Origin of the sequence: Mesorhizobium sp. M1078 (genome assembly GCF_040318615.1) — a bacterium.
Lineage (GTDB): Bacteria > Pseudomonadota > Alphaproteobacteria > Rhizobiales > Rhizobiaceae > Mesorhizobium.
On the sequence record NZ_JAMYMP010000062.1, the window covers coordinates 1 to 14061 of the forward strand.

At 59.9% G+C, this 14061-nt stretch carries 8 protein-coding genes; 2 read left to right on the forward strand and 6 right to left on the reverse strand.

Going from position 1 to position 14061, the window contains the following annotated elements; genetic code table 11:
* Nucleotides 1–144: 144 nt before the first annotated feature.
* Entirely contained in the window at nt 145–903 is a 759-nt protein-coding gene (locus NKH38_RS32305; protein ID WP_352765556.1) for a LuxR C-terminal-related transcriptional regulator, read from the reverse strand.
* A gap of 1321 nt (nt 904–2224) precedes the next feature.
* Between NKH38_RS32305 and NKH38_RS32310 the strand changes: the two genes are divergently transcribed.
* Nucleotides 2225–3667 (forward strand): hypothetical protein, encoded by a 1443-nt coding sequence (locus NKH38_RS32310; protein WP_352765555.1) that lies wholly within the window; start codon nt 2225–2227, stop codon nt 3665–3667.
* 273 nt (nt 3668–3940) lie between these two features.
* On the opposite strand, the gene NKH38_RS32315 is transcribed toward NKH38_RS32310, so the two are convergent.
* Complete coding sequence (locus NKH38_RS32315; protein WP_352446913.1) at nt 3941–4885, reverse strand: glycosyltransferase; 945 nt, start codon at nt 4883–4885, stop codon at nt 3941–3943.
* 903 nt (nt 4886–5788) lie between these two features.
* Here NKH38_RS32315 and NKH38_RS32320 point away from each other — a divergent pair.
* A complete protein-coding gene (locus NKH38_RS32320; RefSeq protein WP_352446914.1) occupies nt 5789–6223 on the forward strand; it encodes a hypothetical protein in 435 nt (144 codons plus the stop codon).
* 836 nt (nt 6224–7059) lie between these two features.
* On the opposite strand, the gene NKH38_RS32325 is transcribed toward NKH38_RS32320, so the two are convergent.
* From NKH38_RS32325 to NKH38_RS32340, 4 genes are all read right to left on the reverse strand, one after another.
* Complete coding sequence (locus tag NKH38_RS32325) at nt 7060–8745, reverse strand: SEL1-like repeat protein (protein ID WP_352904828.1); 1686 nt, start codon at nt 8743–8745, stop codon at nt 7060–7062.
* Between the two features lie 76 nt (nt 8746–8821).
* Nucleotides 8822–10228, reverse strand: coding sequence for an HlyD family type I secretion periplasmic adaptor subunit (locus tag NKH38_RS32330; protein WP_352904830.1), 1407 nt, complete (start codon nt 10226–10228; stop codon nt 8822–8824).
* Between the two features lie 39 nt (nt 10229–10267).
* Nucleotides 10268–12559 (reverse strand): peptidase domain-containing ABC transporter, encoded by a 2292-nt coding sequence (locus tag NKH38_RS32335; protein ID WP_352765550.1) that lies wholly within the window; start codon nt 12557–12559, stop codon nt 10268–10270.
* Between the two features lie 320 nt (nt 12560–12879).
* Nucleotides 12880–13059: a hypothetical protein gene (locus tag NKH38_RS32340; RefSeq protein WP_023715472.1), complete on the reverse strand. Its 180-nt coding sequence runs from the start codon at nt 13057–13059 to the stop codon at nt 12880–12882.
* Nucleotides 13060–14061: the final 1002 nt, after the last annotated feature.

Here is a 14061-nt window from a genome sequence, read left to right on the forward strand (position 1 = left end):
CCCCCCCCCCCTCCACCTCATACGACCCCCTCGCCCCCCCGCGCCCCCCCCGGCGCGCCCGCCCCCCCCCCCCCCCCCCCCCCCCCCCCCCCCCCCCGGCGGCCCGCCCCCCCCCCCCCCCCCCCCCACCGCCTGAAACCACTATCACTCTTGCGCGAGAGCGCCTTCCCCGAAAAGATCGTTGACCTTATAGGCGACTTCCGTCCTATTCGTCGCCTTCAGTTTTTTCATGATATTTCGGATGTGCACCTTCACCGTGCTTTCGCGCAGGTTCAATTCGTAGGCTATGATCTTGTTCGCCTTGCCGCGCCGAAGCGCCTGAGCCACTTCAGCTTGCCGATGCGTGAACATAGTCGTCAACGGACGCGTGTCGCGGCTGCCTGAATCGATCAGGTGGCGCATAGACAAAACGCTGCTGGCCGGTACAAAGATGCCGCCAGCCGCTGCAAGATTGACGGCTTCGACACAGACATCAATACCAACTGAAGTCGGGATGTACCCACGTGCACCGCATTCAAGCGCTGTTAGTATTTGCCCGAGATCATCTGTGTCAGACAAAATTATTACCGGAACAGAACTGAACTCTGAAGAGATTAATCTAATCTCATCTGCAATGCCGCGGTCGGCTAATTTACGTCCGCCAAGGTTGAATAGAATGGCAGCCAGAGAAGGGTAAGAGTCCTTCTTTATGCGCCATTCTTCGATCGCACCCATGGCGGCAATGGCCATACCGAGATCATGGTCTTTAAGGGCTGATGCCAGACACTCCCGGTCCAGGGCCCTTCCGTCCAGGATAAGTAGGCACTCTTTGTCGGCTTGTTCGTTACCCCTTCCCGTACTGTTCAAAGCAGCTTCTCGTTGACTTGCCGAATCGAAACTATGCAGTCCGATTGCAGAAACCATACTAGTACCCCAACTTTGCCTATACACAAAGCGACCCTCTGGCGGTCGCCATAACCCCCTCATTATTCCTGGATTTTTTGAAGTGTTCTACCCGTGAAGGCTTAGCCGGATCTCTCCAGCTTAGACGCTCATCATTTCCCCCTATGCCACCTGGAATTGTGTAGATTATGCTATACAAGTGGGTGCTAATCTAAGTTAATTTTCGGTGAACTTTTTTCTCACGTCATAGAACTCGCTGATGCGCGGCCAACAGGGGCTGGTCGACACGCTCACTTCATTGAATAATAGTTCGAGATTGGCAGAGCTGTTATGCTCATCCGATAGGCGGAAGCTGGGCAGACACCCCTCGGTGGCAAACTACCCCAAAGGCTTCGTTGACGAGATACGTTGCCAAGACGAACATGGATTTGCCGGCGTCTGCCCGGGCTTACGCGGTCTGTCTGCGGATATAGCGAAGACAGGATAGGGGAGCCACTCGCCCGCCCCAGTGGCTCCCCTATCGTTTTATGGGAGCGGCGCGCCGGGACAGCAAACGAGAATCCGCCTGCCAGCTTGGCTGGCAGGCGGATAGATGCTCCTGGACTTGACGCTTGGACCTCAGGCGTTTCCCTGGGGATCCGTCTCACTCAGACACCGCCCACCCCTTGCATCGCTGGAGGTCACGGTTTCGAAGGCATCGATCAACTTCTTGGCGGCTTTGTTGGCAACGTGGGATTCGGGATACTGGGCGGTCACAGCCCGCGCCCGTTCGTAAATCTCCCTGAGTTGCATCATCTGCTTAGGGCCAAATGGGCCATGTATAACACGGGCGGTCATACCGCTTATCCTCCTCATGGAACTCTCGAGAACCCACCCCGTCACCAAGAGCACCCAATAATTTCAAACCTAACACGTCATTTCACGATTGTAAGCACAACCTGCCCGCTGACCTGTGTATAAGAGTGACGTTTCGCGCCGTCGAGGCGTTCTTTAGGGTGCGTTTGCCAATTATCCGTTTGCAGGAAGGGGTAGGCCGGAATCGGAAGGGCCGGCGGGTCGAAGGGTCCCGGACGTGTCGGCCTATGCCGCGCTTTGCTTCTCCAGCAGCAGGCAACCAACACGACATTTGGGCACCAGGCCGGCAGCCATTTTATCAGGCTCACCGGCAAAATAACTTTGCGCCGTGGGATCTGCCGCTGCTCGGGGCTACGGCTTCCTGCGGAAAGCAAGACTACGCCGTTTGGCTCTCTTGCCCAAGCTATGCACCTGTCGAATGATGCACTCATCGGATAGCGTCTTTCGAACGCTAGAATCACCAACAGGGAGAGAGGCTCAGTCAGCAATGCAGGTTTCTCTGCCGGGTCTTCTGGTGTGCGCGGCCATTCTGATCATTGCATACTATTCCCGAGGAATGCTGATAGTTGGGCTGATTGCTTCCCAGGCATTCGGCGCTACCGCCGTTATGACCCTGACTTTTTTGGGTGGGTCTTCTCCGCTCATCTACACCATGTTCGAGGCTCTGCTCGTCGCTGCCGTAGCTGCAAGACGACATATATGGATCGACTTAGGAAAGGTGTTTGGGAGCATCCGCGCGGTCTGGGTTCTTGCGGGCGTTATGGTTTACGCAGTTATTGGAGCGTGGCTGTTTCCAAGGTTCTTCGCCGGGGAGACGGCTGTCTTTGTCCAGTCGAAAATCCGCGGCACCGTCGTGGAAGCTTCGCTGGCTCCGGTTTCAGGCAATACCTCTCAGACAGGCTATTTCATTCTCGGTGGGCTCACGACCATCGCGCTTTGCACCCTGTTGCTGCACTCTGACAGGATAGACCAGCTACGCCGTGGGTTCTTTTTGTGGTGCGGCCTGCATGCTGGCATGGGGCTGATTGATTTCGTCAGCAAAAATGCCGGCGTGGGCGACGTACTCGCCCCGATCAGAACCGCCAACTATGCGATCATAAGTGACGCCTACGAGGCCGGTTTCGCACGCATCACAGGACCTTTTTCCGAGGCCTCTTCGTTTGCCGGCGCCTCCCTGGCCTGCTTGGCATTCTCCTATACATACTGGAGAATGACCAGGTCCCGTCTCGCCCAGTGGCTGTCGGCCATCCTGCTTTTCCTGACCATCCTGTCGACGTCCTCGACCGCCTATGTTGGCCTCACTCTGCTGTGCATTCCGGTCGCCCTCTCAATGTTGGCATCAGTTCTCAGGGGACGAGTCGAGCGGGAGGAGATATTGATCACCGTCCTGATGGTGCTGGGCGTGGCCGTTGTTATGGGCGTGAGCCTCTACCGGGCCGACGCGCTGGATCCCTTCGTCAGGCTCATCAACAGCACCATCATCAACAAGGCAGCTTCCGCCTCGGGCAACGAGCGCACCTATTGGAACCTCAAGAGCCTGCAGTCGTTCGTTGACACCAGTGGCCTTGGCGTGGGCTTCGGCAGTTCCAGGGCATCGAGCTGGCCGATCGCGGTTCTGTCCCAGCTTGGCTTCTTTGGGTCTCTGATGATGGCCATGCTGCTCGGTGTCCTGACCAGGGGATTGGGCGGGGTACAACAATGGGTGACGCCTGAGACGGCTGCAGTCGCAATGAGCATCAGGAACGCCGCCTTCGCCGCCATAATTGCCAGCTCGGTGTCAGGCGGCAGCGCTGACCCAGGCCCCATCTTCTGCATCGCAATCGCCGTCGTCTCCGCCACCAGGGTCAGCGCCTTACGCATGGCAGCAGGATTTGAAAGACACAATCGCTATCAGGCGGCACAGCCCATGCCTGCTATCGATGCCGCTTAGGCGACCGGAACGCTACGCGACGCCCAGTGCCACTCGAGTTGTTTTGCCAGCGATGCCGGAAAAATTGGACTACTGCTTTCGTAGCCATTCACTGCTTCGCCGACTCCTTGTGATATTTGCGCGATCTCAGCAGCCGTATGCAGTGCCATGTGTCTTTGGCTCTAGGACGAGCTGATAAATGTAGGCTTGCGTTGGCAGCGGGCAATTTGCGATTGTGATATCGCGAGGCCTGCCCTTTTGGCAGCTACTCCAGAGGCGAGGTACCGGCCTGCTTTATCCGCCCAGCAGCAGGCTTCGCCAGCCCTGCAGGAAGCGCTGTTTAGAAGCGCGCGAGGCAACGTCCCGCAGTTCGCGGCTGGCCTGTGCCTTTTCGCTCGAACTGCGTGAAAGCGCTTGCCGCATCGCCTGTCCGATTGCAGTCGTGTCGTGTGGAGGAACTTGCACGCAGACGCCTTCCACCGCTTCCACCAATGCACTTCTCTCGGAGACGATCGGTAAGAGGCCCATATGGGCCGCCTCCAAGGCGGGCATTCCAAACCCTTCCAGAAGGCTCGGCAGAACGAATGCCTCAGCGTTCGCGTAGAGCCATCGCAACTGGCTGTCCGGCACATATCCCGGCAGCACCGTCCCTGGTATCGATTTCGCAAGATCGATGATCTTCTCGCGGCCGTCGCCTCGCGAGCCGCAAAGCACGTATTTGATACCTTGCTTGTAGAACCCGCCGTTTCGATATGCCTCAAGCGCCGTGATCTGGTTCTTGCGTGTTTCAAAGGCGCCGACAGTCAAGAAGAATGGCCCTTTGACAGCAGGAAGGGATTCCAGGGATCCATCAAACAGGCCCGTACGCACGTACAGCGGAATGGTGATCAGGAATCGGAAATTTGACCCATAGATGGAGACGAAATTATCCTTCGACCAATCGCTGACGAAAACAATCCCGGGCCTGTGTCTGCGGATTTTTTCATATGCGACACGGTAATTCTCAACGGTTCCAGAGTCATAGAGGAAGCTGTGGCTCAAAGGGCCGACGTCATGGCAGAGCACGACATCTTTTTCAGCCAGCTCTGACCTCAGCACAAAGAGCGGATCGAGAAAAACCCGGCTGTAGCGATCAGCGGCTTTGCTGCCGATCAAGCAATATCGGCTATCCTTAAGCCAATTGATTTCCAGCATCATCAGCCTTGCCGCGATCTTGCGCGCCAGCCCTTCGGGAGCCACCGCGCCAAGTCTCCAATATCGAACCCGTGCGTGCTGTGGTACGAACTCCTGGCAAAGGTCCTTTGCGATATGCCAAGCACCAGTCCGGTTCAATATCGATAACGAGTTTTCAAAGAGTGGACGACCAACGGCGAGAGCCCCGAAGGGCTCGGAACAAGTCGATCCAACTCTTCCCGCCGCCCTCCGTGGACCTTGCCGCTTTTCAATATCCAACGACCGTTCTCCAGATAGTGGTATCGAACCCATTGACGGCATTCATCCAATGCCACGGAAAAAATCGTCGTAAGTTTCAGTATGGTCGTGAAAAGGTATCGGGTAGTGGCTTTTTGTCAACGGAACCAGAGGACAAGAGGCTCCTTTAAAGGAGCAAGTTGGGTCTAACCTTATTGATAATAGTTGCCGCAGCGGGAATTCAGCCCAGCAGACTCCGAGCGTTCTTGCGCTCGCGATCATCCGCAGGCATCAGGCTGACTGTGCGTCATCGCTGGCGGCGCGCTATCACATCTGTTGCCGTGCTGGCCCATGTGGGTGGTACCGTCTCAGATGTGCTCGCGCGCGCCGATACGGCCACTCGGCGCCAGGGATGAGGGCCGGGATGAGGTGCACTCCTTTCCCTGCCTTCAGCATCGCGAAAGTCGTAAGCCCAGCCAGATAAGCATACACTGAAAGGCAGCGGCGCGGACGGCCCCAAAATCGAGACCTTCATCGTGGTCGAACACGGAGGCTGTCGGCCTTCTTCGACATCCTCGATCCGAGCCCCCGTCCATTCAGCTCCGATGCAGACTGCGCCAGGCTGCCGGCCTCAGCGCGATAAGGCACGATCTGTAAGTCGGCGATAGAGCGCTCTGCCGCCCCCGGCTCCTTCCATCATTCAAAAACAACTTAGATGGAGGGGTGTTTGGTGTGGATAAGCCTTCAACGGTCATTGGTCCCGCGAGGCAGGCCGAGCACTCTTGCCGTATGAAGGCGGAGTACGTTGAACTAGTCTTACTGGAGCAATCTCTTGCCAACGCTGGCGGGATGACCCGTCCGTTTTTCGATCGAGTGAGTGATGTCGCCGAGAAAACGGACGGTTCCATCCTGTTCGATGTTCGCGTCGATGGCGACATGCGAATCCAGAGGTTGGCGGCAATTGGGTATGGTGCAAATGGCACCGTCGCAATCATTATGGACAAGCAAGGGCAACTTAGCTCCGCTCCGATAGACGGCGACGAGGACAAAATTGTCGAACTAACCGTGTGGTGTTCTCTGCCGATGGCTGAGCAAGCCCGCGTTAGCTACACGGGCGCCATCGCGCTTTTGCTTGCGAAGCTTCGTCAGGCGGGATTCCTTGAATGAAATGGCCGCTCAACGGGCCGCCGTTCAGCAAATCGAGCAGAGATGGTATGGGGAAGCGACTCGCCTTTTGTGCCACTGTGAAAGGCGCTCATGTCAGCAACGTGGGCTTGCACCCTCCGCTAGGTTGCGCATGGTGCGGGTAGAAACGGTCCAGGTGGGCGTCAGTATGGATGCCTTTGTGGCGGGCGGGCATGACTCCGTGTCTGAAGACAAGAGCAATCCGATGTTCTGAGAACCTCTTCGAGCGAACCTTTAATCCAGGCGAGTTGACTGCTTTGCGCCCAATCTCGTTCGTTTCCGCGCAGCTTGGCCGCCTGTCAAAAGCGGACCTTGCTCGAGAAGACCAAGGGCGCGATTTGCGGCAGAAGCAGACATCGCAGGCTGGTGGCGGCGCAAAGACGCGGGCTAGGCACTGCAATCATGCGCTTGTCACGTAAGAGTGCCTGCTGACAAGCGACGGGCAGCTTGGGAAGGATGCCGCTCAAACTCTTAGGGGAATGTTCATTGGGGGGAAGAAAGCCGACATGCAGAGTTCAGTCGAAATCGACCTCGCTGGATTCGGAACTGACGTCACCCAATCCTGCTGCGTGACGAGAAGTCTGATCTGATCACCGTACCCTACAGGAAGGCCGAGCTTGGCGCCGTCAGCACGGTCACCCAGGCGCGCATTGCGGACCAGAACTCACACGACCCAGTTGATCGGCAACCAGATGAAGGAAAACGGACCACTGATATATGACCGCCAGGGGAGCAATTGGCTTCCGCACCAAACCTAGAATCCGCTGGTTTCTCATTCGTGGCTGACATGCGTTTGGCGCGCTCGCACTATGCGGGTCTCAACCCGGGGCGAGTTCGGCAAGTTCCTCGGCCGCTTCACTAATACCGTGTGCTGCTGCGCGCTCAAGCCATAGGCGACCGGCTGCCGGGTCGCGCTCCCCAGCGATACCCCTTGAGAAATAACGCCCGAGCATGAGTTGGGCTTGGCCGTGCCCACGTCCAGCAGCGGCGGAGTACCATTTCTGCGCCGCCGTTTGGCTGACCCGCACGCCCTGGCCAGTTCCATACATCGCGCCAAGTGCAAACATCGCTCCGGCGTGACCGTCGAGCGCGGCCCGCTCGAACAGCTGCATAGCAACCTTTGGCTCACGCGCGCCACCGCGGCCATTGAGCAGCATCTCGGCAAGCGCCACCTGGGCGTCGAGCAGGCCGGCATTGGCCGCCCGAGCAAACCAGAGGCGGGTCTGCGATAGGTCGGTCACCACGCCGCGTCCATCTTGCAGGAGACGGGCGTACATATATTGCGCCTCGGCGACACCTTCAGCCGCGCGCCTTAGCCATTGCGCCGCTTGGCCCTCGTCCTGGCGGACGCCAACGCCATTGGCGAAGCAGAGCCCAAGATTGAACGCGGCGATCAGGTCCCCCGATGAAGCGGCCGCTTCGAACCATCCGGCAACGCTTGCACGATCATCCGGCTCGCCGGCTCCTTCGAGAACAAGATTGGCGAGATCGACCTGTGCTTCCTGATTGCCGCCAAGTGCAGCGGCGCGTAGCCAGCGTGCCCCTTCTTCGAGATCCTGAGCCACGCCGTTGCCCGTCAAATAAAGCGAGGCCAAAGCGCGGGCGGCGGCCTGATGGCCCGCTTCGGCCGCCCGCCGATACCAGTTTGCGGATTCTGCAAAATCCGGCCGCTGCGTCTTCACATAGCGGTCGCCAAGGAGATAGGCAGCCTCAATATTGCCCGCCAACGCAGCGCGCCGCATCCACGCCTCTCCAGCAGATATGTCCTGGTCGACAAATGCACCATCAATCAGTGCCAGTCCCAACCGGAACTGGGCGGAGGGAAGGCCTTTTTCTGCAGCAGCCTGATAGAGTTGAACGGCTGCGTCCATGTCGCGTACGACGCCGAGCCCGTGCTCGGTAAGGACCGCGAGAAGGTAGATTGCGGTCGGCAGACCGGCGTCGGCGGCGCGTCTTACCTCGTTTGCAATCCTGACCCTGTTTTCACGTTTGCCACTACGGGCGAGCGACAGGGCAAAGCCGAGACACCCCTCGGCGCAGCCGGCAGAAGCCGACTTCTCGTACCATCGGTGCGCCGCATCTGCATCGCGCATTGTTTTGGGACCGCTGGTAAGTATATAGCCGAGGATCGCCTGTCCGGTGGCCGAGCCCGCCTCAGCCGCCTTGGTGGCAAAATCGAACGCCGCTGTGAAGTCCGGTTTGCCCGAGGAATCCGCCATGAACAATTGGTCGGATTCGGAGCCCTTGCCGTCGCCTTCCTTAGCCACCAGCCCGGTCAGGTAGAGAGCAGCGAGCAGCGCTTGCGCATCGGCGCTCCCGTGGTTGGCTGCCCGCAGCAGCCATCGCGCCCCTTCCATACGGCTTGGCGGCACACCCGAGCCTTCCAGATAGCAACGCGCGACCCGGTACTCGGCCTCGACGATCCCCGCGCGCGCCGCGGTCGCCATCAGCGGAAAGGCTTCTGCGGGCTTGCCGCTGTCAGAGAGCTGGATCGCTCGGCGCAACGCTGCCGCCGGGGAGGCCAAGACAGTCAGCCGATCCAGGATTGTCATCGATCCGAGCCTCCGAAAACACCCTGCGCTATGGCTCCCGCATGGCTTCCTGGCCGACCGGGAGCATCACACCGAGAATATATTTGAGCACTGTGCGGCGGCCGACCTTAACGTCGGCGGTCACCGGCATGCCAGGGCTCACGGTGAAACCGGCAGGCACGCCGTGGAGGGCGACTTGGTCGATGGAAATCAGCGTGCGATAGAACGGTTCGGCGTCCGAAGGCAGCATGGCCAGTGAGCTGTTCGGATCGCGCGCCTGATCCTGCGCAGAGAAGGAATCAGGGCTGAGCGTCCGCACGGTGCCATGAGCAAGGCCGTATTGCGAATAGGGGAAGGTATCGAACTTGATGACCACCGGGTCGCCGATATGCACAAAGCCGCTGCTGCGGCCGACGATGTTTGTCTCGATTTCAAGCTGCGCGTTGGCCGGCACCAGCGTAATCAAGCGCTCGCCGGACTGCAGGACCGAACCGACCGAGACCTTGGCCACGGATTGAACGATCGCGTCTGCTTCGCTCTTCAGCTCGACCAATTGCTTACGCAGCTTTGCCTTGTTGTGAAGTTCACGGGCGTCCGACATGCGCGAACTGGCTTCGGACAGGCTCTGTGAAACATCCGCTCGCCAGCCCTGAATATAGCCGTCGCGCTCGGCGGCCACCGCCGCCTGCTGGAGCTTTGCGGCTTGCGCGGTCTGCTCGGCATTGCCGAGCGCCCGGGACATTTCCGCGCGATTATCTTCGGCGAGCAGCGTGTTGAGGCGGCTGCCCACCTGCCTTGCTTCGAGCTGCTTGCGCATCTCTTCGATCGAGCCCGCGACCGCGAGCCGCTGGCGGTAGCCATCTGCATCCGATAGCGACCGCGAGATTACGGAACTGAGTTCGTCGCGCTGCCGGTCGAAATTCTCGACCTTGGCGTCATAGACCGCCTTGCGGCGCTCAAAAATCGATGCCTGCAAGGTCCAGCTTGGGTCGAGACCGTCATAGTTGAAGGTCTGGCCGTCCGCTTCCGCTTTCAACCGCGCGACTTCAGCTTCAAGTGTCGAAACCTGCATCCCGAGCGCCGCCAGATCGGCAGAAGCAAAAGTCGCATCGAGGCGAGCAAGCACCTGACCGGCCTGCACGTGCTGTCCCTCACGAACGTCGATCGAGCGCACGATCGCCGTCTCCAGCGGCTGCACGACCATATTGGGCGATTTTGACACCACGAGTCCTCTGGCCGTTACAACCTGATCGACCGGTATCAGTCCGGCCACGGCGATCAGCGCGATGACCAGGCTCGCGATGATCCAGACGATGCGCCGCGCCGCCTGCGGAATAGGAGCATTGGCGACAGCCGTCGACGGCCACTGGAATTCGAGTATGGCTGGCGTCGTCAGATCCCTCGTTTCCATCCGATGCCGCCGAGAGGGGAGGGTGATGAGAGAGGTGCTACTCATGGGTTACCGGACCTGAAGCGCATCTGAGTCGTGGCATCGTCAAACCAAACGCGGTGGGATGGCGACCGGGCGGCCATGACGGCCGTCGAGGTGCCGGTTTTGCTGCGACCACAGCTGGCGATACAGCGCGCAGCGCTCGAGCAGTGTCGAGTGCGGCGCGACGTCAAGGACCTTACCTTGATCCATAACCAGGATGTTGTCGCATTCTGTTAGCGAGGACAGCCGGTGCGAAACGATGATCATCGTGCGGCCGCTGGCGATGCGCATAAGATTGGCGCTTACCACTGCCTCGCTCTCCGGGTCGAGCGCGCTGGTCGCTTCGTCGAGGATGAGAATGGTCGGGTCGTGGATGAGGGCGCGTGCGATCGCCAGCCGCTGCTTTTGACCGCCTGACAAATTGGGCGAACCTTCCTCGATATAGGTGTCATAGCCATTGGGCATGCGCTCGATGAATTCCTGGGCGCCGGCGAGGTGCGCGGCGCGCATGGCATCGGAAAGCGTCAAGCCTGGACGCCCGGCGATGATGTTATCGCGGATCGACCCGCGAAAGAGAAAATTGTCCTGCAGGACCACGCCGAGCCCTTGGCGAAGATGGCGTAGGTTGATCTCCTTGAGGTCGACGCCATCAAGTTTGAGGAAGCCACTGTAGTCGCGGTTGATTCCCTGTAGGAGGCGCGCGATCGTTGATTTTCCCGAACCGCTACGCCCAACAATGCCAAACATGCTGCCGGCGGGAATGTGGAAGCTGACCCGGTCAAGCGCCGGTGTCTTTGTAGCGATGTAGCTGAATGTCAGGTCGCTGAAAGTGACCTCGCCCACAAGCCTGGGTCTCAGGCCGGTGGAATTCGAACTGCTCTCCAGCGGCCGGTTGAGAACCGAGGCCGCCTCGCCAATAGCTGCACCGACCTCCTCGTAGTCTTCAACCAGTCGGGCCAGGCCGACCAGCGGCTGCGCTACGCGCTGGGAGATCATCATGAAGGCAAACAGGCTGCCAACCATATAGCCCGAGCGGTCGTTCAATGCGAGATAGGCGCCGATCAGCATGGTGCCGAGCACCATGACGCGTTCTATCGGCGTGACCAGCGTCTGCGGCCAGCTTGCAAGCTGCCCGAAGGCGAGGCGAGCCTTTCCGGCTTCCGCTACGCGCTCATCCCAGAGCGCCTTGCGCTGCGGCTCGAGGCCGAGCGCCTTCACTGTCTTGATGCCGACGACAGTCTCGCCAAGCGCTGCCGACTTCCAGGTCTCGGCTTCGACCACTCGCTGGTATCTGCGGCGCAGCGGTCTGAGAAAGGCAAGGATGATCAGCATGATCACGGCCGCGCACGCCATTACCACCCAGGCGAGCGTGGCGTTGATGTAGAACATGACCGGTATCAGCACGCACAATGTGATCAGATCCAGGAACGTGCTGAGAAGTTTTCCGGTCAGGAACTCTCTAATACGATAGACTTGGGCCAGATGATACATCGTCTCGCCGGCCGGATGACGCTCGAAATAGTCGAGCGGCAGGCGCAAGAGCCGGCTAAAGACGTGCAACTGCAGCTTGGTGTCCAGACGGGCGCCGACGACGTTGATGATCAGTCGCCGCGCATGGCCAAGAAGTGTCTCATAGGCGAAGACCACGGCAATGACCGCAGACAATAGCAGCAACGTCGAGATGCTGTTGAACTGCAGCACCTTGTTGACCAGCGTCATTACGATGAGTGGCGGCAGGATGGTCAGAATGCTCAGCGTGAACGACGCAATGGCTATGTCGCGCAGGGGCTGGCTTTCTAGCCGCACCAGTTGGGTGAGCCAGTGAAGGGTGAAAGGCGCATCCGCCGCCACGTGCGACCGTGTCGCGCGCAGCAGCACCGCCTCGCCCGTCCACACCCGCGACAGCCGAAGCTCGTCGATGGGGGTGGCCTCACCGTCGTCCGGCGCGTCGGCACTTTTGAGGAAGACGACATTGCGCTCCGCACTCGCTCCGGTCAGGAGGGCCGCGCCGCCATCGCTGAACAACAGCACGACCGGTCCGGTATCCTGGAAGCGCAAAAGATGTGACCAGCGGATACGCAGGGCACGCGCCCACATGCCGGCGGTCTGCGCCCATTCGGAGAGATCGGTAGCGGTCGGAACCGCGCTCGCGGTCCTGAATTCGTTGGGGTCGAGTTCGACGCCATGATAACGCGCGGCCTGCAGTACTGCCTTGATGCGTGGCCCGATCTGGTCGCGCTCGGCGGGACCGCCGGGGGTCCGCGCCGCCGCGTTGTGGCCGCCCGCTTGGCGCGCTGCGAGGTCGGCACGGATCGAGGCCGGCTGGTTTTCGGCGTTTACGGGCACGTTTACCATGGACTTCTCATCCGGTACGCAGGGCGAGGGTTCGAAAATGCCCAAGCCGAGGTATTTGCCGAGGTTTCCGGCAACGCCGCATTATACTTCGAACCGACCGGCCACGCGACTCTGATGCCAATCCCTGTTTGAAAATGATGAACGCGCGAATTCCGCTCTCCCGCGAAGTCCGCGCGTACGTTTCGTCCTGTGTGGTCATGGTGGCTGACCATGGTCGGGAACCCAATAACCTGGAATGATCAGCGCGCGGGTCCGCTTTCCAGCGAAGCCCGCGCGCCTGGTTTAATCTGGACCATTTCCTGTCCAGGTTCACTCACTGCTCACTCATGCGGCTTCAGAATATCCTTCAGAGCCTTCTTCACTGTGTCGTCGGTGTTGGCGTAGCCGGCGCCCTGCTTGGTCTTGTCCGAGATCAGGTCGGTGCTCGCACCTAACGGCTTGTTCTGGTTCTGACCAAATCCACTGATCGTGTTGAGGACATTCAGGAGGTCGGTCGTCACCGAACTGGCCGCCAGGCCAACAAGCTGCCGGAACGACGCATGGCTGACGGCACCACTGTCGGTCGAGCCGGATTGCAGGAACTGCGTCGAGTCCTTTAGGCCCAGCGTATTGGTCGTGACGTTTGCTTTGTGACCAGGGCCGTTTTCGGCATTGTTATGGTTCCCGGAATTACCAGGTGCATCCTGATCTCCGTTGCCAAAGCCGTTATTGCCATGGTGGTGGTCACCTGTGTCACCGCCCGGGCCGGTCGCTCCGGTCGCTCCCGTCGATCCGGCTGAGCCAGTCGCTCCGGTCGAGCCAGTAGAGCCTGTTGCACCAGTTGAGCCAGTAGCTCCGGTCGAACCGGTTGCTCCCGTGGAGCCCGTTGCACCAGTCGAACCTGTGGCTCCCGTGTCGCCAGTTGCACCTGTGGCGCCGGTCGCACCAGTCGCGCCGGTAGAGCCCGTTGCACCAGTCGAGCCTGTCGCCCCGGAATCACCTGTGGCTCCGGTAGCACCAGTCGAGCCAGTCGAGCCCGTTGCACCGGTCGCGCCGGTATCACCGGTTGCTCCGGTCGAGCCAGTCGCTCCGGTCGAGCCAGTCGAGCCGGTTGCTCCGGTCGAGCCAGTCGCCCCGGTGGAACCGGTTGCACCAGTCGAACCTGTCGCTCCAGTGGAGCCAGTAGCCCCGGTATCACCTGTTGCTCCGGTCGCTCCGGTTGCACCAGTTGAACCAGTTGAACCAGTCGCGCCGGTGGAGCCAGTAGCCCCGGTATCACCTGTTGCTCCGGTCGCTCCGGATGCACCAGTTGAACCAGTTGAACCAGTCGCGCCGGTATCACCGGTTGCTCCGGTCGAGCCTGTCGCACCAGTAGAACCGGTGGCGCCGGTCGAACCTGTCGCTCCCGTATCGCCGGTATCACCTGTGGCTCCGGTAGCACCAGTCGAGCCAGTCGAGCCCGTTGCACCGGTCGCGCCGGTATCACCGGTTGCTCCGGTCGAGCCTGTCGCACCAGTAGAGCC

Bases quoted from the DNA above. Each gene is read 5' to 3' on its own strand.
- NKH38_RS32305 (WP_352765556.1), bottom strand. From the start codon at position 903: ATGGTTTCTGCAATCGGACTGCATAGTTTCGATTCGGCAAGTCAACGA.
- NKH38_RS32330 (WP_352904830.1), bottom strand. From the start codon at position 10,228: ATGAGTAGCACCTCTCTCATCACCCTCCCCTCTCGGCGGCATCGGATG.
- NKH38_RS32310 (WP_352765555.1), top strand. From the start codon at position 2,225: ATGCAGGTTTCTCTGCCGGGTCTTCTGGTGTGCGCGGCCATTCTGATC.
- NKH38_RS32335 (WP_352765550.1), bottom strand. From the start codon at position 12,559: ATGGTAAACGTGCCCGTAAACGCCGAAAACCAGCCGGCCTCGATCCGT.